We start from the raw sequence: 22,810 nt of genomic DNA on the forward strand, positions 1-22,810 counted from the left end.
AGCCCGCTATCCTGCGGGCTTGTCATGCAGTTTATATCAACTTTTGCCGCCCACAATAGCCCGAATGGCGCTGACGATATCGCCGGGCAGCGCTACGATCTTGCTGTTTTCTGATTCCCCCATGCGCTGCAGTGCCTGAATATAGCGATCGCCCAGCAGGAATGTCGCAGAGCTGTTGTTTTCTTTCACGGCTTCGGCAATCAGGCGTAGCGCCTCGGCGGAGGCCTGTGCGGCGACCATTTGCCCTTCGGCATCCTTGCGGGCGGCTTCCAGCCGGGCTTCGGCGTTCAGGATAATGGCCTGCTTTTCGCCTTCGGAGCGGGTTACCAGCGCAACCCGCTCACGCTCGGCGGAGGCCTGCATTTCCATGGCTTGCTGCATGTTGGGGGAGGGTTTGATGTCCTGGATCTCCACCGACTTGACGGTCAGGCCCCAGTCGAGCGCCTCGTCGGCAATTGCTTCTTTCAGCTCAGCCTTGATACGGTCACGCGAGGTCAGCGCCTGGTTCAGATCCATGCCGCCGATGATGGAGCGCAGGCTGGTTTGCACCATGTTGCGCATGGCTTCACGAAAATCCTCAATGCCATACACCGAACGCTCAATATTGCTGACCTTGATGAACGACACCGCATTCGCCAGGATGACGGCATTGTCCCGCGTGATCACTTCCTGCTGGGGCACATCCAGAATGATGTCTTTGGTGGTGACCTTGTAACGCACCTCGTAGATGAATGGGATAATGAGATTAAGCCCCGGCATCAGCACACGGTTAAACCGCCCCAGGCGTTCAACCACCCATTCTTCGCCCTGCGGCACAATGCGCAGACCTTTCCAGATGGCGATCACAACCAGGACGATGAGGGCCAGCATGAGTTCGGTCATTTCAGTTCCTTAAATATAGCGTTGCTTGATGTTTGCATGGTGCGGAAAGTTATCAACAATCTCAGGCGGTAACGCCAGAGCGTTTCACGCGCAAGGCATTGCCTTCAATACTGGTAATCTCGGCCTCTTCGCCTACGGCTAATGTCTGGCTGGAAATGGCCGTCCATTCCTTGCTGCCCATCACGCCCTGAGAGAAGCGGATACGCCCGCATTGTTCGGGGCTGACCGCGACAACTATCTGGCCTGTGCGGCCAATTTCTTCCCCTTGGGACTGTCCCAGTCGGGAGGCGGCCGGTTGACGGCGTTCAAATTTTTTCCATATGAGCAGGGTACTTAGGGACAGACCAGCGAAGAGCAAGAGTTGCACCCCGAGTGAAATGGCGGGAAACAGCCATAACAGCCCGCTGATGATCAAGGCCGCGAGGCCAAACCATAAAATATACAGTGTGCCCGTTGCCAGCTCGGCAGAGAGCAGTACCAATCCGAAAATTCCCCAGATCCAGACGGCGTCCAATGGCGACCTCATGTGTCAACAGGTAAAGCCGTATCCTAACCCAAAGTTCTGGCTTCGCGTCAATTCCGGCATACGCCATGGTCCGCATGAATCTCTGGGCAAGGGCGGGCCAGCCAGGCGGCCGCTGTGGTAAAATCCCCGACCTATGAATACTCAAACCACTGAAAACGCACACACTTTAGCCAAAGCTTTTGACCCCAAGGCGCTCGAAAGCAAATGGTATCAATTCTGGGAATCCCGCGGCTATTACGCGGCTGGCATGGATGCCTCCAAATCAGACAATTTCTGCATCCTGCTGCCCCCGCCCAATGTGACAGGCACCCTGCACATGGGCCATGGTTTCAACCAGACCATCATGGATGCCCTGACGCGCTATCACCGCATGCGCGGCGACAATACGCTGTGGCAACCGGGTACGGATCACGCGGGCATTGCCACGCAGATCGTGGTGGAACGCCAGCTGGATGCGCAAGGCGTCAGCCGCCACGACCTTGGCCGGGAAAAATTTCTGGAAAAAGTGTGGGAGTGGAAAGAATACTCCGGCGGCACCATTACCCAGCAGATGCGCCGTCTGGGCACATCGCCAGACTGGAGCCGCGAGCGCTTCACCATGGACGCCGGCCTCAACAAGGTAGTGACCGAGAGTTTTGTCCGCCTGTATAACGAAGGCCTGATTTACCGCGGCAAGCGCCTGGTGAACTGGGATGTGAAGCTGGGCACGGCGGTTTCTGACCTGGAAGTGGTGCAGGACGAAGAAGACGGCTCCATGTGGCACATCAATTATCCGCTGACGAATGGCTCCGGGCATCTCACGGTGGCGACCACCCGTCCGGAAACCATGCTGGGTGACGTAGCGGTGATGGTGCACCCCGAAGACGAGCGCTACGCGCATCTGATCGGCAAGACGGTGAAGCTGCCATTGTGTGATCGCGAGATACCGATCATCGCCGATGACTATGTGGATCGCGAGTTCGGTACCGGTGTGGTCAAGGTAACACCGGCGCATGACTTCAATGACTATGCGGTAGGTCAGCGTCATGGTTTGCCCATGATCGGCATCCTCGACCTCAAGGGCTTCGTCAACGAGAATGCGCCTGAAGGCTATCGCGGTCTGGAGCGCTTTGCTGCCCGCAAGCAGGTTGTGGCTGATCTGGAAGCCCAGGGCTTTCTGGTCAAGGTCGACAAGCACAAACTCAAGGTGCCACGTGGTGACCGCACCGGCGTGGTGATTGAGCCCATGCTGACCGATCAATGGTTTGTCGCCATGAGCAAGCCCGCTGCCGATGGCAAGAGCATCACACAAAAAGCGCTGGAGGTGGTGGCCGACGGTCAGATCAAGTTCTACCCGGAAAACTGGGTAAACACCTACAACCAGTGGCTGAACAATATTCAGGATTGGTGTATTTCGCGCCAGCTGTGGTGGGGGCATCAGATCCCGGCCTGGTATACGGACAGTGGCAAGGTGTACGTTGCGCATGATGCGGACGAAGCGCAAGCCCTGGCGGCAAAGGATGGCTATACCGGCAAACTGAAGCGCGATGATGACGTGCTGGATACCTGGTATTCCTCCGCTTTGTGGCCGTTCTCTACCCTGGATTGGACGGGGGATGAAGCCGTGGATGCGGCGAATCAGGCACTGCAGCAATATCTGCCATCCAGCGTGCTGGTCACCGGCTTTGACATCATTTTCTTCTGGGTAGCGCGCATGGTCATGATGACCACGCACCTCACCGGCAAGATTCCGTTCAAGCATGTGTATGTGCACGGCCTGATTCGTGATGCGGAAGGGCAGAAGATGTCCAAATCCAAGGGCAATGTGCTGGACCCGATCGACCTGATCGACGGCATTGATCTGGATGCGCTGATCAAGAAGCGCACGACTGGGCTCATGAACCCCAAGGACGCGGAAAAGATCGAGAAGCGTACCCGCAAGGAATTCCCCGAGGGCATCTCTGCGTATGGCACGGATGCGCTGCGCTTTACCTTTGCCAGCCTGGCTTCGCCAGGGCGCGATATCAAGTTTGACCTGCAGCGCTGCGAGGGCTACCGCAACTTCTGCAACAAGCTGTGGAATGCCACGCGCTTTGTGCTGATGAACACCGAGGGGCAGGATTGCGGTCTGGAAGATTGCAAAACCAAGCCTGAAGGCTATCTCAGCTTTTCCCAGGCGGATCGCTGGATTGTCAGCCTGTTGCAAAAAGTGGAGGCGGATATCGAGCGTGGTTTTGCCGATTACCGTTTTGACCTGATCGCGCAAAGCATCTACAAGTTTGTGTGGGATGAGTATTGCGACTGGTATCTGGAAATTGCCAAGACCCAGTTGCAGACCGGTACCGAGGCCGAGCAGCGCGCTACGCGCCGCACTTTGCTACGCGTTCTGGAGACCATCCTGCGTCTGGCGCACCCCATCATGCCTTTCATTACCGAAGAAATCTGGCAAACCGTGGGCCCCTTGTCTGGCCGTGACATGAATCAGCCTGGCCCCAGCATCATGCTGCAGGTGTATCCAAAATCACAGCCAGGCAAAATTGATGAACAGGCGGAAGCTTGGGTTGGTCTGCTGAAAGAAGCCGTTGATGCCTGCCGCAGTTTGCGCGGGGAAATGGGTATTTCGCCCGCGACGCGCGTACCCTTGATTGCGGCGGGAGATGCCTCCGCATTGCAAGCCTACGCTCCGCATCTCAAAGCCCTGGCCAAGCTTGCCGAGGTTGAGATTGTTGCCGAGTTGCCGCAAGCCGATGCCCCGGTGGCGCTGGCAGGTGACTTCCGCCTGATGCTGAAGATTGAAGTCGATGTTGCTGCAGAAAAGGAACGCCTGAGCAAGGAAATTACCCGCTTGCAAACCGAAGTCAGCAAAGCGGAAGCCAAACTGGGCAATGCGAGTTTTGTCGATCGTGCGCCTGCCGCCGTGGTGGCACAGGAGCGGGAACGTCTGGCGGGCTTCAAGGCAACGCTGGACAAGCTGCAATCTCAATTGGGGCGTTTAGTTTAGGGAAATGACGGCCGCATGATGCGGTTGTCATTGACTGACCAAAAATGTCAGTCCTTTAGAAACAAGCAGATAGTAAATTGACTTTGCTGGAGCGCGGCGCGTTAATAGATACATGAAAAGGCAAACCCGTTTGAAAGAACGGAGACGCAAAGCTACCGGTCTAAGGAGCAATCTATGACAGCGGGGCCGCCAATCCTCCAGTAAGCCAACCGGCTGGCTGCCTTTTCGGATAAATTCAATTTTTTGTTCTTAACACCGTTAAAGAACACTATGGATGCAAGACGAGAGGACGACATGATGAACCCCAGAAACGCAATATTGGTCGCGATCACTATCATGGCCAGCACCGCTGCGATGAGTGCTCAGGCTGCGGATTACATTAAGTGCACTGGCACATCGGGCAAGACGATTTATACCAACTTGCCTTTTATGTGCGCAGACGCTGCCAAGCAGGCGCAAGAAGCAACAAAAGCGGCACTCGCTGCGCAGGCGGCCAAAGAAGCTGCTGCCAAAGCGGCCGCAGAAAAAGCAGCGGCTGAAGCAAAGGCTGCTGCTGAGAAAGCAGCCGCGATAAAAGCTTCGGCAGCCGCAGTGAAAGCCAATGCACTGGTAACGGATTCTGTTTTCTCGCCAGATAGCTTCTGGTATACGCCTATCCCTAAAGACGTCGAGCTGCATCCTTACTCTGCACAATTTGCACAAGAGATTGTGCGGCAGAAAAAAGCTTACTACGGTAACGTCACGATCAATACATCCAAGTATTCCAGCCCGGTCTATGTGGCGGATGCCAATACTCCCACAGTCCGCGTAAATCAGTGGGATTGCCAGAAAAAGGGCTATAAGGACTCTGGTTTGCTGACACAATGGGCTGCCGTTCCGGTTCCAACATATGCTGTTCCTGCTGAAGGTAACGATATGGAAATGACGGTATATCAACCTTCAACGGATACTGTCTGGGAATTCTGGAAGGCCAAGAAAGAAAATGGGGTGTGGTATGCCTGCTGGGGTGGCCGTTTGGAAAACGCATCCAAGAGCAATGGCGTGTTCTATAAGTACTATGGCACCACAGCCACCAGCCTGCCTTTTATTGGCGGCCAGATTACGGCTGAAGAACTGGAGCGCGGTGAAATCAGACATGCGATTGGTATAGCCCTGGTCGATGCCGAGCACTGGAATATAATTTCGTGGCCAGCGAATCGCTCAGATGGCTGGAATGGCAACAAGCGTGCTTACCAGATTGCAGAAGGCCAACGTTTCCGCTTGGATCCCAATATTGATGTCAACACTTTGAAGTTGAGCAAAGCCGGCAAAATCATTGCGAAGGCAGCGCAGACATATGGCTTCGTCGTGTGGGACAAAGCCGGCTCGCTCTCGCTGCGTGCGCAGAATGCCTATTCTTACACCAAGCTGGGTAAGCCAAATCCTTATCCTGCCTTGTTCGAGAACAAAGCCAATTATGCGGTACTGGATGGATTCCCATGGGAAAGTTTGCAATTCTTACCCATGGATTATGGCAAATCTCAAACAACGGCTAAATAGTTAACTCAAATAACTCATGTCGTACGTTTGCGAATGTGGAATGTAAACACCTTGTCCTGCATGGCCTCATCCGGCTCCTGCAGGGCAAGCATTTCATGCCCCGTCTGTTTGCAGAACGCCTGAAAATCTTTTACCGACCCTGGGTCGGTTGCCAGCACTTTCAATACTTGGCCGGGCTCTAGCTCGGCCAAGCCTTTTTTACAGCGCAAAATCGGCAGCGGACATTTAAGACCGCGCGCATCCAGTTCTTTCGTAAATTCCATTTCTTATTCTCTTTCAAGATCACGCTTGAAGCGGGGCAAAAGGAAATCCAGCCCTTCCCCAAGCCAATACACCGCCTTGCAGGTTGTACACATTCTCACGGCCATGACTCGCAATAAACGATGCAGCTTGCCCTGACCGTATGCCGCTATGGCAATAAAAAACCAGGGTTTCGCTTCCTGCCGTCAAGTCATCAACGCTGGCCGGTATAAGGGAAAGTGGAATATGACGTGCGCCAGCGATAATCCCGCGAGCCACTTCATCGGCGTTACGCACATCGATGAGACGCAACGTCCCTTTCTCAATGAGGGCAAACAGCTCTGCTGCGTCTATGTCTTTATGGGTTGTCATGGTGGAGCCTAAATATTGAAGTGAGAGGGCAATCATTCACTGCAGTCTGAGAGAACACAAGGCGTCGATATTTCTAATCACGCGCCTGGCTAAATCTGGAGCAGTGCTTTTGTTTTAGCGAGTGATGATTCGTACATGCCGATGGCGATGTAAGTTCCAGCAATGAAGGGGTGATTTTATCGCTAATGTGACACGCCGTCTCTTGTTAACACCTTAAGTGCTGTCATCCAGAGTATTTTCAAGTCAAACATCAGCGATTGCCTGTGCAGATACTCTGCATCCAGCGCCACTTTTTGTGGAATGGGCAGTTCATCTCGTCCATTGACTTGGGCCCAGCCCGTTAATCCAGGCACCAGTGCATCCACTCCCTGCGCGGTACGCAATGCAATCAGATCATCCTGGTTGTACAGCGCCGGCCGAGGCCCGACAAAACTCATGTCGCCTTTGAGTATGCTCCAGAGCTGAGGTAGCTCATCCAGACTGGATTTGCGCAAAAATGCCCCGATCGGTGTCAGCCATTGCGAAGGATTTTCCAGCAAGTGCGTTGCAACGGCGGGAGTGTCAATGCGCATACTGCGGAATTTGGGCATTTTGAAAATCCGGTTGCGCCGTCCAACACGATTACTCCAGTAGACGATGGGCCCTGGGGATGTCAACCTAACAAGCATGGCCACAATCAGAATGGGCAGTATCAGCAACAGGGCAGCGATTAAAGCCAGTATCAAGTCAAACGCGCGTTTCATGCTTATCCTCGGACTGGGCAGCGCGCCGCAATCCTTCATCAATGGTGATCGGTGGGTTCCAACCCAATAACTGTCGCGTCTTAGCAATATCTACCTGTAAGGATCCACATAGCCGCTGGAAAATACTGCGCTTGTTCAGCAATATAGCCCCCAGCTTTAGGATCGGAATGGGTACAAAAAAGAGGCGGGCAGGTTTACCAAGCGCTTTTGCCATACGAGTCAAGAGCTCGGCAGATGACAAATCCTCCCCATCACTAACCAAAAATATTTGGTTGGCGGCGGCAGGATGGTCGATGCAGGTAATAATAAGATCTACCAGGTTATCCAAGGCTACCAAGCTGCGTCTATTGTTGGTAATCGCTCCTAACGGTAAAGGAACACCGCTGGCCAGCCAACGTATCATGTTGGCGAAGTTGGCCTTCACACCTGGGCCATATACCAAGGGCGGACGGATAATCACCACCTCCATGGCAGACTCGGCTGCCAGATTTAACAGTGCTTGCTCGGCCTCAAACTTTGAGACTCCATATGCATCTTCGGGCGCGGGATCGTCATCGGCAGAGTAAATGCCCCCGGGCTCTGTCGATTCGCCGTTGACCTTGACGGAACTGAGGAAGATAAACCGTTTTATGCCCATGTCAGCAGCTTGTCTTGCTAGATTAATAGTAGCCTCAACATTGGTGCGACGGAATTCACTTAGCGGATCTGCACTTTTGTCGGACATTACATGTACGCGGGCAGCAAGGTGAATGATAGTAGCTACATCCTTCAGTGAAATAGTCCAGTCTGTATTTGCCGTGATCTCGCCAGTGCTGGCAACATCCGTAATATCAATTCCCTGCTTAGGTGAACGTACTATTTTACGAACAGTTGAGCCCTGGACTTCCAGTCTGTTGCAAAGCGCAGAGCCCACGAATCCGTTCGCACCAGTAACTAAAATTGTCATTAAGTTTCATCGCCTTTTATCAAGCAATCAGATTTTCGTGGTTCATAAATTCTCGATATAAATTGATTGATGAGCAAACATGTCATTTGTGCAATTTGAGTTGGGATTTTACTGATGCGATTCTCTGTGTATACATAAAGCATAGACTTTATCGCTATTAGACGAGCTTAGAAAGTTTTGTGTTTTCTACGTAACAACCACAAGCTATGCTTGACTAAGTAGCGGACCATACTTAGTACGTGCCATTTTAGATACTTGATATTTTGGTGACTGGCCCGCTGAGCATGATGTATTGCAGATACAGAGGGATCTAATTTCACTTTCCACCCGGCCATTTGTAGGCGCGCACATAGGTCAACATCCTCGTAATACAAGAAAAACCCCTCATCGAAGCCGTTTAGCTGACGGAATACATCAGATTTAATCATCATGAACATTCCACCTACCCAGTCAGGTGCAAAGGGCGGGTTTCCTACTTGATATGGATAATGTCCATGATCCATATGTATAACCTTTTTTATTAGACTGAACGGCGTAGGGAAATGGCGCGCATTGTCTTCAGGTTGTCCAGAGGGGCCTAAAATTGCGGGAGCGATGAGAGCTGTTTCTCCGACTATCCCTAGTTGCAAATTCTCAAATGGATTGTGGGGGATTCTTATATCAGGATTTAGAATTGCAAAGTATGGAGTATTGCAGTAACGAAACGCATAGTTATGATTTGCACCAAACCCCTTTGGTGCGGGTGGGGAAATAAAACGTACCTGATTAAGTAATTTTTCCGGAATCTCGAAATTATCACCAGGTAAGTTGCTGGTGAGAATAATGGGACCTGTAAAATTAATATTACTTAAATCAATTAATAGAAAATTGACTAGCGTAGATTGATTATGACTAACAATAGATATTGTAACCAACGAGTCCAAGTTTAATTATTGCCTTTTAAGAGTGAGAGATGTATTTTTCATCAGAAAGTAAAATATCCGAACGCCATCGCCGTTAATTAGTCTTCCTATGAGCGAAACAATTGCACCCCAAGCGATAGCAATATATTTAGGCCAAAATAAAATAGGGTAAACTGATAAGTAATACCAAATATTTTTAGAATATCTTTCAGAAAAACGTTTTTTGACAGATGAAATATTATGGTTTTTTACCCTGTCTTTTAAAATATATTGAGGGAAATAACTTAGTAGTAGCTTTTTTTCATAACGTTTGATAGCTTCGGCCCCTAGGAACGGCCTATAAGAATCGAGGATTTTTCCGAGCTCATGGACAAAAACGTTTGAAAAATCATAATGCCCCCAATTATTTCTTTTGTAAGCAATGAAATATTTTTTGCTGTAAAGGTTTAGGCTGGCTTTTTTTGCGGCAAGGATAACTAAGTGAACTTGTACAAGGCTGCATCCGCAAAATTTATATGGATCTACATCAGTCAAGAGACTTTTATTTATTACGCAAGCAGAAATTAAGGCTGCAAGAGGACCAATTTTACTTAAAAATTTTGCCGTATCTTTAAAAGATACTGAATGTCCAAAACTGGGAGGGCATTCATTTATGAAGTCATTGTCATATCCAAATGGCCGAATGCAAATTACCCCATATGTGTTTCTTTTTACTTCATTAATAATCCATTTTACTGCACCATTTATTAGCAAATCATCATCGCCCAAAGCAACGACATATGTACCATTGGCGATGCTATAACATTGAGCAATATTTTTATCAGAACCAATATTTTCCGCATTTCTAATGTATCGATAATTTTGTAATTTACCGATAAATGATTTGGCAACCTCTTCTGTGTTGTCGCTACTTGCGTTATCAGATACTACTATTTCGACTAATGCAGGATCTATATCTTTTAGTTCTGATAGAAGTTGCTCGAGATTTAATTTTAAATAATTGGCTCGATTAAATGTAGGAATGGTAATGCTAAGGATACATTCAGACTTCATCATTTATGCCAATTTTCTCTATAAGTTGACCAAATTTTTAATGCAATAGGAATGCCAATAGCCCCGTGGACTACCAACAATACACATACAATCCCGCGAATGCCGAACGATGGCGTTACAGCAAGCACTCCAATTAATACTATCAATGCTCCTGCAACAGATAATCCGACATAGGGTTCTGCCTTATGAGCCCTTAGATAGACGGCTAAGAGGCCCACAATGTGACTGGATAGAAATGCCAGGCACAATATAAACATATCTGTAAATGAAATTATTCTGTGAGCATATATGGTGTTTTCCAAGCTATAGCACAAACTCAGCAGTAAAAAAGCGCCCAACCCATATAGTATCAATGATATTTTTGCTGCACTAAAAAACAAGTTATCCATTTCAGTCCAGTTTTTTTTGCTCGCAAGACGTGCCAGGCTTGGTGTTCTACTTGTGATTCCAATCATAGCCAACAGACTGAGCATCGAAATGATAGTCACGCTCAACCCCATTTGGCCCGCTTCTACCGGCCCTTTCAAGCGAAACAGCAGCGGTGTATGCATTTGTACTAATACATATCCTGATAGCCAGCTTAGACCAATCCGCCATTGAAATGGCCAGACATTTTCTTTCCAGTTGAAACTGCCTGTCTTTACCTTCCACATATTTATGAGTGTGAATCTATGCCTGAGACCGAGAGCAGTGGCGGAAATGATAAACGTCATTAAGGGTGTGGCACATACAGCAAGTAAACCATAGCCTTTCCATAGCAACCACCAGGTCGCTAAAGAGCCACTGACTGCTTGTAGCAATCGTATGCCATAAACTTCAGAGACAAGCCCTGACCCCTCTAAAATGCTCATGAAAGGAACCATTACTAGGCTCAGAGCTGTAGCTACTACTAAGAATACCCAATTCCATTGCCAATGTGGCGGTGCTAAAGACGCGTTGGAGGAGAGAAACATTATGCCGGCTGGAGCAGCAATTGATAGAAATATCAGGCTCGCAGTTAGGTACCAAAGAGCAGATTTACGGATTAGTGCATAAAAGATGGATTGGTCTTTTCCTTCTATTTTCCGATCAGAAGACCAATTCATTCTGGAGAATGCGTGTGCTGAAACTTGTATTAGTGCGGCCGACAATCCCGCATCGAGAAATACTTGCATGGCTGCAATACTTGCGTAGGTGTAATAGAAGCCTTGCTCAATAGGGGATAGTAGATGAAAGACCAGCACCAATGTGCATAGTCCAGCACCAGCTTGCCAAGCCCGGTAAAGGAAAACTAGTCGAGTAGAATTATCCCAGTGAAGCAACAACTCGCGCCATATGGATCGTTGCATAAATTACAGTCTGGATTCTGCGCGTTTAGGAATTTCAGTAGACTTTCCTGTATATCGCCTATATAGCCTTCTTAGAGCACGAGCCAATGAGAATGGAATTACGCAGTAAACTATCGCGGCGAAACTAATGGGGAGCCGGTAACCTTTACCATCTCCGAGCATGTTTAATAATAAAGATCCCTGAGGCATATTCATACCTTTTGCATTCAATGCAACTTGGGTTAACCACAGGGCAATGGCTAATTGGCTAATACCTTCTCCGCGCATAAGTACAAAAATCTCGCGTATGAAATTGAAGCGGTGTTGACGATTTTTGATCAATCGGCTCATGGCCAACCAGCATGCATACCACTCCAGATCCCCCACGAAATATCCTATTTCATTGCTTGGTGTATGCACCATGTAGTTTTTTGTGAGCGTATATACCTCGACTTTTGCGGGGTCCGCAGTTAATAAGCTGACTAACTGAGGATAGGCATATGCAATGTGATGGTAGGCAAGTGGCAGGGATAGCACTATTTGAGACCGACGGATGATCGTAGCGGAAATCATGCTTGAACTGGCAAAAACTAATGGCTCTGTATCAAGCAATTTACTAAGAGGTATATATTGACCTCTTGAGTGTTCTTGTACCAGCCATCCTAAGCGTACAACATCTGCTTTGCCGGCTTGTAAAACACGCTCTAGCTCATCTGCGCCAGCAAAAATCCACTCATCATCATCTCCAATTACCCAATGGTAGGGCGAATCCGCAATTTCCAATGAGCGGAGGATATTGGCATTTCCGCCAATATTGTATGGGTTTCTATGGTACTGAAGGCCTGGCCAAGAATCTTTAAATTGACTGACAACTTCTGCAGTATTGTCATCCGAGGCATTATCAAGAACATGAAATATCCTATTACTCCATCCTGCATTGAAAAATGCAGTGAGTGTTGCATGGAGTTTTTCTGACCGATTGAATGTAATGAGAACAGGCTCAACCGGCTGAATGTAGGATGTGGTACTCATAAACTGAAGGGTGCCGTGGATTAAAGATAGCGGCCAACTTCAGCCATCAACTCATCGGGTAAATCAGGGGTCATGAGATGAATTGGATTGGACTCCATTCCTGTTGGCGTAACTCGGCTAGTGATTTTGGGGAAATACGTCTGCTCTGGATCAATGGTAACAATGAATGCAGCCGGGCCAGGCTCTGCAAAGAGTCGCTGAAAGTCAGCATCTGCTTCATATCCAGGACGTAATCTCAGAGATGGAACTTCAAAAGCGGCGAAGAGTTTCTCCCAATTAGGAAGCCCTAATAAGGTATTTCGGTCGCAACCTACATAACGCCCTCCAAAATAGCTGCGCTGGGTCATTCGGATGGACGCATATCCCGAGTCATCAAAAATGAACATTTTAAGATTCAGTTGATTAATAGCTGCGGTACCTATTTCCTGAATATTTTGGGAGAATCCGCCATCACCCTCTACTAGTATAGTTCTTTTGTCGGGATTGGCGATGGCCGCTCCAATTGCGCCACTAAGTCCATAACCCATTGATGCCAAACCCTTGTTTGTCACCATACGTTGTCCGCTCTTTTGGGAAAATACCATCATCATTACGGTAAACGCACTGCCGCTACTACAAGGAATGATGACATCATCGTCCCCCGAAATCTTTGATAAATGCTCGACAAAACGATGTGGTGAAATATATTCAGGTCCAGTGACATTTTCTTCAATTAAAGGCAAGCGCTGTTTCACCGATTGACAATAAGCATGCCATGGAGACCAATCTGAGTGTAAAGCTTGGCTCAAGTCGTCGAGCATGACATTTGCATCAGCACAAATACCAAGGTGCAGATGTGGATGTCCTTTATCCAACTCCGCTTGGTCGCAGTCAATTTGTACGATTTTTGCATGTGGCCCGAATGCTTGCCAATTAAACCCCGTTTGCTGCAAACCAAGACGTGTGCCAAAAGCCAAAATCAGATCGGCTTGCTGTAGAAGAATATTGCTGTAACGTTGTCCCCATGTGTTTGGCCGTCCGAAATAGCAGGGGTGAGAGGCAGCAATGCGATCAGCACCATTCCATGTGGTAAAAATGGGCAAATGAGCTTGAGCCGCAGACTCCCCAAATGATTTGGCAGCCTCTCGACTTACGCCACCTCCCAGTAATATTGCTGGGCGAGATGCCGATGAGAGAAGACTCTCCCAGTCCACCTTTTCAGTTTTATGCGTGTCGAAGCTCGCATTATGCCTAGACAGAAAAGCATCCTCTCCGAAGTTGACATCACGAGCTTGCACATCCAAAGGAATTTCAATAAAAACAGGTCCTGGGCGTGGTCCTGCAGATTGATAGCTAATTAATTTAACAAATTCATTTTGAGGAACAACATTATCTAGAAGATGACTACGGACAGAAACCGGTTTTGCTAGGCTGACGCCGTCAATTTCCTGAATGCCGCGCTGGCGTAGCCGACCTCTACTTAAGTCTGCAGTTTTAACCTGCCCCCCTAAAACTAAAAGTTCACGACTTTCTAAAAAAGCACCTGCCATTCCAGTTAATATATTTGTTAAGCCAGGGCCTGCCGTAACTAACGCTAATGCTTTTGAACCATCAGGAGCAGTCTGGTTATAGTATTCAGCCGCGATACTGGCTGCAACCTCGTGTGCTACAGGTATGCATGTAAGTTGATGGCTCAAGCTTTCAAGCAAATGCATAATGTTGCCGCCAGCAACGAAAAAGCAGTGAGTGTAACCTTCCTCTTTTAAAGCAAGACTAATCAGGTCGCTATATTTCATAATATCAATTTCTATATGTGTTCCATATTTGCAGAGATTAAAAGCCTATCTGTTTATCTCATATACAGTTATTAAACCGCTTTTCTCAACAGCATGATAGTCTGTTGAAACGCTATCGAAGACCTTACTAAGGTTATAGATCAATGATGTACGTACTAATGAGCTTGCATGCAAATAATCAGAAGTGAAGGAGCTAGCCAAACGATCGCTACTGGATATTATTTCACCATCTAAAGGATCCGAAATGTCGGAATCTACAAAAATATATTTTGGTTTATTAGATTTAATAAAAGAAGCTAAGCTATCAATTTCTGAGTAGGTAACCAAGTTTGTTGTTAATTCATTATAGGGCATGCCTGAATATTTATTGGCAATAATAGGTAATATATTGTCATATTTTGAAATGATATATATTTTATTATCGATAGAATATTTATTAATAAGCTCAGCTGAGCTGTTAAATAATATAGGATCCATAGTCGTATTTATATTAACGCGATTAAATTTCCATTCATAAACATGATGGTCCTTAAAGTTGTTCATAAAATAAGAGAATTTTGAACTAAAAATAATAACAGAAAATATAGTAAATAATAATAAAGGAAGTGTGATGTATTTTGGATTACTGAGCTTAGTGGAAAAAATAAAATTAGGGGTATATTCTTTATAAAACGAAAGTGCTAAAAAAATGAATGGAACACATAAAGATAAAATATGGTGTGGTTGCGGATACCATAAAAAATAGATAGAGATTAATGCGCAATAAGAAGTAATAAAAATGGCGCTACTTTTATGAGAAGCGGATGAATGTGAAGTTAATGTAAGGTATAACAATAGAAAGAAAAAGGTTGAAACTAAATATGGTAAATAGCTTGGAGTTTTCGGGGTGGATATTCCAAGCAATGAGTAGATAAAAGATGGATTAGATCCTGAAAATGGATATAAATATAAAGCGACACCGACAGCAAAGTAGGTGAATAATCCAATTAGATATAGTGCTTTAATCTTGTCAAGAAACAATCTGTATGCGAATGCCGATACCATTGATAAAAAAAGAAAAAACCCGAATTCTTTTGACCATAAAATGGAAAAGAGGGATAGAAATAGAGGTAATACTAATTTTAGTCTTGTCGGATTTTTGAAGTATTTATATAATAAATAAAGAATTATTACATCGAAAAAATGGCGAGCTGGATTTAAACCTGGTGCCAAGTTAAGTACTGAATTCCCGATCAATGATAGGCTGATGATAATAGTAGATAGAGACCAAGAAATAAAATCGTTGTTTTTGTAAATACCATAAATAGTTAAGATGGAGATAAAATAATATAACCAATAATAGCTATTTAGAGCAAAGAAATAGTTCTGATAATTTACTCCACCAAGAAACTCAACATAATCTTTTGTAAAGGCAGTCAATAGCCATCCATATATCATCAATTGGCTTGATGAGGATGCACCTAAAGATAAGGCATTTATTGGGCCAAATAAATAATTGTGATGATGAAAAAACCAGCCAGCCTGAGCTTTAGAGTGTAGCTCGTATCGATTTTTCGATATAAAATCTAACTCATCAGCTGTATATCTCCTTATCAATATATCTGAATTTGATTTTTTTTGATTGTCTGCTTGTCCTTCGTTATTTCGGGAAATTCTTGGGTCTTGAATCATCAAGCCAAATATCATTTTCTGGTTAATATACTCAACTGTATCAACCGAAGAGCCATTTTTTAGAATTGTTTTCCCTGAGATAGAAAAGAAGTCATTGCTTATATAGTACTGACTAAAAGATGTAAGGCTTAGTATCGAGATTAATATTACAGCTAATAATGCATTTATAATGTGAGTTTTGTAACCAAGTTCTGATTTGTTATCGAAATAATCAACCAAGTTTATGTAAATTAAAAGGGGTAATAATATCATGAATACCAAAGGTGATGATTTAGATAATCCTATATAATATGCAAATACAAATAAGTTGATAAATAAAGAATAAGAACATAATCTAATAAGATTTATTTTTCTAATAAGATTCCTATTAACTAATCCTTTTTTTAACCTTATATGAGTCGATAATATAACTATAAATGTTAGCAATAAGCTAATAATATATTCCGCGATCGCTTTGAATTTGTATGGATCTCTATTTGAGGCCCAGTCAAGAAAATATAAGGTTGTTGTCTTGGTTAAAATAATATCATTTGCATAATGTCCAATCGCGGTTGAAAAAGCCAATATTCCAATCAAGGATATAATGAGATATGCCTTTATTAATACTAATGTCTTAATTTTTGAGAGATATTTAATCATTTTTATGAGTTAGTGGTTATACCCTTTAGAAATAGGGGATGAATTAAGAATTATTTTTCATTGAAGCTGAAATTTTTATGCGCGAAGTATCCAAATATGGCTGATAATATTACTGCAATAAATTGTGCCATTTCAACACGAATGTGTGCTAGTTCAACGAGGAAAATTGTAATTCCTAGATTGAGAATTAATTGGCTAGTTAATGATAGATTAAATTTTAAAAAGGATGAAATTAGCAAATTGTGATTTTTGAAAACAAAATGACGGTAAAGTATAAATGCTACGATAGCGCTTATTAGGTGGCTTAATAACACTATAAGTGTATAGTTGATATATTTAGATAGAACAATATAGTTGCTATAAAAAACTATATAGCCGAATGCTGTATTAAATCCACCAACTAGTATGTATCTTATTTTCTTATTGTTAATTAGGTGATTCATTAAGGCCAATTTTAGTTTTTACAATGAAATTAGGTCTCTGTTTTACTTCTTCATAAATTAACCCGATATATTCTGCAATCACTCCGAGTACCGTAAAGAGGACTCCGAACATCAGAAGTAGTACAGCAACAATGGTCCCAAATCCTGGAAATGGAGTGCCATAAATAATAGCTCTGAATACTAGTGCGATTAGGGATACAAAAGAAAGAGCAGACATGGTCAGCCCCATAACAAGAATCAACTTTAGAGGGACGTATGTGTGTGCAAAAATGCCTTTAAGTGCCAGGCTGATGACTTTGAATGTATGCGCGCCAGATACCCCCGCTACACGTGGGGCACGTTCATGGTGTATGCCTATTGATTTATATCCTACCCAAGCAAATAGTCCACGTACAAAGCGGTTACGCTCTTCTAAAGTATTGATGGTCTTGTATACTTTTCTATCAACCAGGCGGAAATCACTTACATTTTTGGGAATCATTCCATCGGTAATGAAGTTTGCAATAGAATAAAATAAATGAGAGTTTAATCGACGCAGCCAATTGGTACCAACTCGTTTAGTTACAATCCCATATACGTTTTCATATCCCTCCTCCCACTTATGGATAAAATCACTGATTAATTCTGGAGGATCTTGCAGATCGGCAGTCATAATTACTAAAGCATCGCCATTTGCATAATGCATGCCGGCGGTTAAGCCGCCATCCATCCGAAAGTTACGTGCTAGTTGCAGGATTTTAAAACGATTATCTTGTTCATGAACGGCTAGAAGTTTCTCGAAAGAATCATCTTGAGAGCCATTTTCGACTACGATTACTTCAAAATCGTAGTTCGCATTTTTAGCGAATACATTTTGCAGGCGTGCGGCAAGGGGCTGTATATTATCGCGTTCGTTATAGGCCGGAATGACAATAGAGATTAATTTTCTTGGAGTAGTATTTTGCATGATTTAGTTTGTTGTTATGCAATTGAATGCTTGATCGAATGCTTGAATAATGTCTTCCCGTGAGCGATTCGATTTTTCTATACTCAGCAATTCTAAGCGACCAGCATTTGCGGGAATGACTACCCGGTAATATTCTGCCTGATGCTTTTTATCACTTTCAAATTTGCCCATGACATCGAGTAAATCAAGGTCATTCAATATTTCTTGCAAGCCATGAATCTCACGCAGCAGTTTTTGGATGTGATAATTAAAACGTTCTATAGTTATCACTCCATTTGAATTCAGCAGTTGATGATTCTCTGCATATTTAATTGCTACGATCATCCCAACTCCAACGCCAATCCCATGAGAAATACGAAAATTGGAAGCACTTTCTAGTGCGTGGCCAAATGTATGCCCGAAGTTAAGAAGTAGACGTTCTTTTTGATCAAACTCGTCTATTTCAATAAACCATTTTTTTGATTTTAAGCTGCGTGATACGATTGATTCTGCGACTTTAGTATTTAATCTTGTAGTGTTAGCCATATCAGAAAGATAGGCTTCAAAAGTGCTGTCTGAGTAGGCATAGCAAATCTTTGCAGTTTCACAGAGGCCGGCTATGATCGCTTCTACGCTTAGGGTATTAAGGAAAGTCAGATCGATTGCAATTTCGTGAGGGGGGTAAAAATTACCAACCAAATTTTTATAACCGGTCACATTAATGGAGCTTTTCCCTCCAATGCAGGAGTCGACCATTCCAAGTAATGTTGTCGGTAGGTAAGTCCATTTCAGACCGCGCATGTAGATAGACGCCAAAAAAGTGGCTATATCCTGAATCACTCCGCCACCAATAACGATTAAATGCGTTTTACGGTGAACCTTTTTCTCACGCAAAGCAATTACATAGTTTGCGAAGACCTCGAGACTCTTGTTTTCTTCCGTGGCGTCAATGGCAAGAACGTCATTCCTATCTATGTCAAGAGTAGGCGCGAGCCTTGCATCGATGATATAAAAAACGTCCTTATATCTTTCTTTTAAATTCTGTAATGCATTTTCTCCTATCGTTATACGATAGTTTCCGCTAGAGGAGTTAATATCAAATGATTCGGGCATACGTAAAACCTCGATCTGCATGGATAAACTGGCCCGTAATCCCAGAGTTTTTATCTGAGCATAAAAAACTTACCAAATGAGAAACGTCCGATAGCTCGGGTAAGGATTGCAGAGGAGTCATCAATTCGAGCCGATTGATTTGGTCCTGATTAAGATTGCTTCGTGTCATTTTTGTATCTAATGCGCCAGGTAAAACCGCATTTATTAGATGTCCTTGTTTGCCTAAATCTAACATTAGAGACTGGACAACACCTTGCAGCGCTGATTTAGTAACCATATACGAAAGTTTGTTTTGCCGGGCTATGTTCTGCCATATTGAGCTAATAATGCACAAGCGGCTCGGCTTGGACAGGCAATCAAGTTTTATCAGGTGATTGAGAGTCAAAAGAATATAAGTGACGTTGGCGCGGTACATTTCCTCATGCTGGCCCAGCTCAAATGTCTCAATGGCATCGTTTAGATTCATTCCCTGTGCCCAGATAAGTGCATCAAATGGTTTACATCCCATTTTAAATGGTGGGGGATCCAAAAATGGATTCCAAGACAATATAGGATAAGGCCGTTCCGTTGATTGTCTTGCAATGCCAGTTACTTCGTATCCCTCAGCATGCAGTTGTTCACAGATCGCACTTCCAATAGCGCCTGTAGCACCAAATACTATAGCTCTGCGATCCATACCTGGATTACTGGCCATTTAAAACATGCCAGCGGGCCTCCAGCATCTGGATGCGTTTATCGTCTTCTTTTTCGATCAGGCCATAATATTCGCGCTTGTTTTGCAACCATAGCAACTCAAAATGAACTGCTTGCAGCAGCCCTTTCTCTATATTTTTCTGTTGAAGCGCATCGGCAGAGAAGATGATTTTTCGTGTTTCAAATCTGGTTAAATGTATTTCTGATATTTGCCGGAGTGCAGGGAGTGAGTCTATCGATACACCTCCTCCAACGATCAACTCAAGGTCGGCATTTTTCGCTTTATTGGCTACATCTAGGATTTTTTCAGTTACATCAGATGAATTAATATCATCTCTACTTAGTCCCCACGAAATCGAAAAGTCTACACGACCAAAAACAATTCCATCTGCCCCGTTATCTACTTTTGCTGCCTGTATCAATTTATCTGTTTTTTGATAGGACTCAATTGTTTCTAGATTGAAAAGAAAGTGGATATGTTGCTGCTCAAATTCCGAATAAACTTTGTTTTTGGCTTCAACATATTTTGATAGTGCGTAGTCTGACTCTATCATCGGTGCAATAATATACTCGACACCCAATTGTTTTGCTTCCATCATGTCTCGAATGGCTTCACATCCGCCAATTTTGAGTCCGATATTTACATTTGCTTTACGAGCTATTTCATTCAAACGCAGAAACTCATCCACCCGGGTACCTTCAGCCTCAAACTCGGCCTTGACCCCTACATACCCGAACTCTTCTCGCCCTTGGCGCAGAATATCGAGCATTTTCATTTCGCGTTTATTCATTTAGACTCCATCTATACCTTAAAATTATCATTTGTCGATGATTAGCAATTTGCTATCAACAAGATGAATATGTTCACGATACCATTCGATTAATTTCTTAATCGCTTCCCTAATCGGGCTAAATTCTATGTTGGGAACTTCTTCACGCAGGCGAGAGTTGTCTCCTGTATATGGCAGTCCTAAACCTGTTTCTCCCACTAGAATTGGAACTTCAGTACCCGTGAGTTCACGGATTAATTCTGCCACCATCAACAGAGATACACTCTCATCGGGCGTAACATTAAAAATGTTGTGTGAAGGGGATGCGCTCAAAAAGTGCCTTAAAATTGGTGCAAGATCATCTATGTACAGATAATCAAATAAGCGATCCTGACGAAGTGTGATCGGCATTCCTTTGAGCGCTTTGCAAATGGCGTTCGAGATGAAGCGGATAGCATAATCTTCATGGGGGCCAAAGACGCCAAAAAGCCTTAACTCAACAACGGATGTGTTTAATTCAGCGAATTTTCCGATCACATATTTTGAAAAGCCATGAGGATCAATCGGTACGGATGTATCAAAATATGATTCACTCATGCGATCCTGATAGGATCGCATGTCGTAAATCGCGCCGGAACTCAAATATAGAAACTTGCCATAAGCTTCTCGGCAACGCATCAGATTATGAAACATGCGCAGGTTACGTGCTACCAGATCGCTGACTGGTAAAGCGTTTCTATGGCCTGGGGTGGTTGCTGAATGAATTACAGCGTCTACCGGATGCTCATCCAAATACTTCTGAACTGCCAGTGTGTCAGTCAGGTCCAGTTCTTGGCTAGACGGGGTCAGTATCTCATAGTCGTTATTCAATAATGTGACGAGATTCCGACCTATAAAGCCACGACTACCAGTGAGCAGTACGCGTTGCATTTTTAAAAGTTTACGCCCAAGAAAGACTCTATTTTTTCGATAGAGAAATCAAGCATGTCGCGGCTTAATCCGGGATAAACTCCGATCCAGAAACTGTTATTCATTACATAGTCGGTATGCGTCAATTCACCACTTATGCGGAAGTTTCGCCCAATCATATAAGGTTGGCGCGCCAAGTTGCCAGCAAATAACAAACGTGTACCGATCTTATTCTGATCGAGATAATTCACCAGATCCACACGGCGAATACCTGCCTCTTCTCTAAGCGTCATTAAGAAACCGAACCAGGATGGATCGCTGTTGGGTGTCGCTTCTGGCAAAATCAAAAACTCTTCGCATGATGAGAGGCGGTCTCTTAGGTAGGCAAAGTTATCTTTACGTACTTGAATGAAATGCTCTGCTTTATCCATTTGTGCAAGAGCACAGGCAGCTTGCATATCCGTAATTTTCAGATTGTAGCCAAGGTGTGAGTATGTGTATTTGTGGTCGTAGCCTTCAGGAAGATTACCTAGCTTCCAGCAAAATCTTTTTCCGCAAGTGTTGTCTTTGCCGGGGGGGCAGTAACAGTCTCTTCCCCAGTCACGGAATGACTCGGCAATCAATTTTAACTCTGCATTATTGGTAAATACCGCACCACCTTCGCCCATCGTAATATGATGGGCTGGATAAAAACTCAAAGTTCCGATGTCGCCAAATGTGCCAACCAGTTCACCATCATAGCGAGCTCCAAGTGCATCGCAGCAATCTTCTACCAGCCATAAATTGTACTTTTCACACAACGCTTTAACTATTCCAAGATTAAAGGGGTTCCCCAGGGAATGGGCTAGCATGATTGCTTTTGTGCGGGGTGTAATTGCCTCTTCAATTTTAGTCGCGTCGATGTTATGAGTGGCTAAATCAATATCAACGAATACCGGTATTGCCCCATATTGCAGGATCGGATTAACCGTAGTGGGGAAACCAGCGGCTACTCCTATTACTTCATCACCCGGCTTGACAGCACGATCCCCGAGGCGGTGAGAGGTTAAAGCGCTAAATGCCAAAAGATTGGCGGAGGATCCTGAGTTTGTTGTAATTAAGTACTTTACACCTAAAAATTTGGCCAGTCTTTCTTCAAAGGCTGCATTGAAGCGACCGGTGGTTAACCACCCATCGAGAGATGCCTCCACCATCGCCTTTAATTCGGCGCCATCTAGTACTTTTCCCGAAGGCGGTATGACGGTCTGGCCTGGTACAAAAGGCTTTGGAGCATATTGCAAATCTGCATATTGATCTACAAGCGTAGCAATTTGCGCTCGTAAAAGTTGGCGTTGGTCGTTGATTTCCATA

At 44.8% G+C, this 22,810-nt stretch carries 21 protein-coding genes and 1 riboswitch; of the genes, 2 read left to right on the forward strand and 19 right to left on the reverse strand.

Annotated elements, in window-relative coordinates; all coding sequences use genetic code 11:
• Window positions 1–36: 36 nt before the first annotated feature.
• Both FNL37_RS11095 and FNL37_RS11100 read right to left on the reverse strand, forming a co-directional pair.
• Entirely contained in the window at window positions 37–882 is an 846-nt protein-coding gene (locus FNL37_RS11095) for an SPFH domain-containing protein (RefSeq protein ID WP_159356220.1), read from the reverse strand.
• A 61-nt stretch (window positions 883–943) separates the two neighbouring features.
• On the reverse strand, window positions 944–1,363 hold the full coding sequence (locus FNL37_RS11100) for an NfeD family protein (protein WP_244948286.1): 420 nt from the start codon (window positions 1,361–1,363) through the stop codon (window positions 944–946).
• Window positions 1,364–1,541: 178 nt separating this feature from the next.
• On the opposite strand from FNL37_RS11100, the gene FNL37_RS11105 reads away from it, so the two are divergent.
• Together FNL37_RS11105 and FNL37_RS11110 are read left to right on the forward strand one after the other, a co-directional pair.
• Window positions 1,542–4,388 (forward strand): valine--tRNA ligase, encoded by a 2,847-nt coding sequence (locus FNL37_RS11105; protein ID WP_159356222.1) that lies wholly within the window; start codon window positions 1,542–1,544, stop codon window positions 4,386–4,388.
• 109 nt (window positions 4,389–4,497) lie between these two features.
• Window positions 4,498–4,582, forward strand: a riboswitch (cyclic di-GMP riboswitch).
• Between the two features lie 100 nt (window positions 4,583–4,682).
• Entirely contained in the window at window positions 4,683–5,927 is a 1,245-nt protein-coding gene (locus FNL37_RS11110) for a DUF4124 domain-containing protein (RefSeq protein WP_159356223.1), read from the forward strand.
• 14 nt (window positions 5,928–5,941) lie between these two features.
• Here FNL37_RS11110 and FNL37_RS11115 read toward each other — a convergent pair whose 3' ends face one another.
• The 17 genes from FNL37_RS11115 to rfbH all read right to left on the reverse strand — a co-directional run bounded on the left by FNL37_RS11115 (window position 5,942) and on the right by rfbH (window position 22,809).
• Window positions 5,942–6,190 carry a sulfurtransferase TusA family protein gene (locus FNL37_RS11115; protein ID WP_159356224.1) on the reverse strand — a complete coding sequence of 83 codons (249 nt, stop codon included), beginning with the start codon at window positions 6,188–6,190 and terminating at the stop codon, window positions 5,942–5,944.
• A 19-nt stretch (window positions 6,191–6,209) separates the two neighbouring features.
• Window positions 6,210–6,575: a rhodanese-like domain-containing protein gene (locus FNL37_RS11120; protein ID WP_244948287.1), complete on the reverse strand. Its 366-nt coding sequence runs from the start codon at window positions 6,573–6,575 to the stop codon at window positions 6,210–6,212.
• 146 nt (window positions 6,576–6,721) lie between these two features.
• A complete protein-coding gene (locus FNL37_RS11125) occupies window positions 6,722–7,282 on the reverse strand; it encodes a sugar transferase (RefSeq protein ID WP_159356225.1) in 561 nt (186 codons plus the stop codon).
• Window positions 7,266–8,228: a UDP-glucose 4-epimerase family protein gene (locus FNL37_RS11130; protein WP_159356226.1), complete on the reverse strand. Its 963-nt coding sequence runs from the start codon at window positions 8,226–8,228 to the stop codon at window positions 7,266–7,268. The genes FNL37_RS11125 and FNL37_RS11130 overlap by 17 nt, the downstream gene beginning before the upstream one ends.
• A gap of 167 nt (window positions 8,229–8,395) precedes the next feature.
• Complete coding sequence (locus FNL37_RS11135) at window positions 8,396–9,151, reverse strand: galactosyltransferase-related protein (protein WP_159356227.1); 756 nt, start codon at window positions 9,149–9,151, stop codon at window positions 8,396–8,398.
• A 6-nt stretch (window positions 9,152–9,157) separates the two neighbouring features.
• Window positions 9,158–10,186 (reverse strand): glycosyltransferase family 2 protein, encoded by a 1,029-nt coding sequence (locus tag FNL37_RS11140; protein WP_159356228.1) that lies wholly within the window; start codon window positions 10,184–10,186, stop codon window positions 9,158–9,160.
• On the reverse strand, window positions 10,183–11,337 hold the full coding sequence (locus FNL37_RS11145; protein WP_159356229.1) for a lipopolysaccharide biosynthesis protein: 1,155 nt from the start codon (window positions 11,335–11,337) through the stop codon (window positions 10,183–10,185). The genes FNL37_RS11140 and FNL37_RS11145 overlap by 4 nt, the downstream gene beginning before the upstream one ends.
• Window positions 11,338–11,514: 177 nt before the next feature.
• On the reverse strand, window positions 11,515–12,522 hold the full coding sequence (locus tag FNL37_RS11150) for a glycosyltransferase family 2 protein (protein ID WP_159356230.1): 1,008 nt from the start codon (window positions 12,520–12,522) through the stop codon (window positions 11,515–11,517).
• Window positions 12,523–12,542: 20 nt separating this feature from the next.
• A complete protein-coding gene (locus tag FNL37_RS11155; protein ID WP_159356231.1) occupies window positions 12,543–14,297 on the reverse strand; it encodes a thiamine pyrophosphate-binding protein in 1,755 nt (584 codons plus the stop codon).
• Window positions 14,298–14,342: 45 nt separating this feature from the next.
• Window positions 14,343–16,532: a hypothetical protein gene (locus FNL37_RS11160; protein ID WP_159356232.1), complete on the reverse strand. Its 2,190-nt coding sequence runs from the start codon at window positions 16,530–16,532 to the stop codon at window positions 14,343–14,345.
• Window positions 16,533–16,657: 125 nt separating this feature from the next.
• On the reverse strand, window positions 16,658–17,050 hold the full coding sequence (locus tag FNL37_RS14160; RefSeq protein ID WP_159356233.1) for a GtrA family protein: 393 nt from the start codon (window positions 17,048–17,050) through the stop codon (window positions 16,658–16,660).
• Window positions 17,034–17,996 carry a glycosyltransferase family 2 protein gene (locus tag FNL37_RS11170; RefSeq protein WP_159356234.1) on the reverse strand — a complete coding sequence of 321 codons (963 nt, stop codon included), beginning with the start codon at window positions 17,994–17,996 and terminating at the stop codon, window positions 17,034–17,036. The genes FNL37_RS14160 and FNL37_RS11170 overlap by 17 nt, the downstream gene beginning before the upstream one ends.
• A gap of 3 nt (window positions 17,997–17,999) precedes the next feature.
• Complete coding sequence (locus FNL37_RS11175; protein ID WP_159356235.1) at window positions 18,000–19,088, reverse strand: 3-dehydroquinate synthase; 1,089 nt, start codon at window positions 19,086–19,088, stop codon at window positions 18,000–18,002.
• On the reverse strand, window positions 19,072–19,782 hold the full coding sequence (locus FNL37_RS11180) for an SDR family oxidoreductase (RefSeq protein WP_244948288.1): 711 nt from the start codon (window positions 19,780–19,782) through the stop codon (window positions 19,072–19,074). Before FNL37_RS11180 ends, FNL37_RS11175 begins: the two co-directional genes overlap by 17 nt.
• Window positions 19,772–20,572, reverse strand: a complete 801-nt coding sequence (locus FNL37_RS11185) for an aldolase/citrate lyase family protein (protein WP_159356236.1) — start codon at window positions 20,570–20,572, stop codon at window positions 19,772–19,774. The genes FNL37_RS11180 and FNL37_RS11185 overlap by 11 nt, the downstream gene beginning before the upstream one ends.
• Window positions 20,573–20,599: 27 nt before the next feature.
• Complete coding sequence (locus FNL37_RS11190; protein ID WP_159356237.1) at window positions 20,600–21,481, reverse strand: NAD-dependent epimerase/dehydratase family protein; 882 nt, start codon at window positions 21,479–21,481, stop codon at window positions 20,600–20,602.
• A 2-nt stretch (window positions 21,482–21,483) separates the two neighbouring features.
• Window positions 21,484–22,809, reverse strand: coding sequence for a lipopolysaccharide biosynthesis protein RfbH (gene rfbH / locus FNL37_RS11195; RefSeq protein WP_159356238.1), 1,326 nt, complete (start codon window positions 22,807–22,809; stop codon window positions 21,484–21,486).
• Between the last annotated feature and the right edge of the window lies 1 nt (window position 22,810).

This window comes from Methylovorus glucosotrophus (genome assembly GCF_009858335.1).
Taxonomy (GTDB): domain Bacteria; phylum Pseudomonadota; class Gammaproteobacteria; order Burkholderiales; family Methylophilaceae; genus Methylovorus; species Methylovorus glucosotrophus.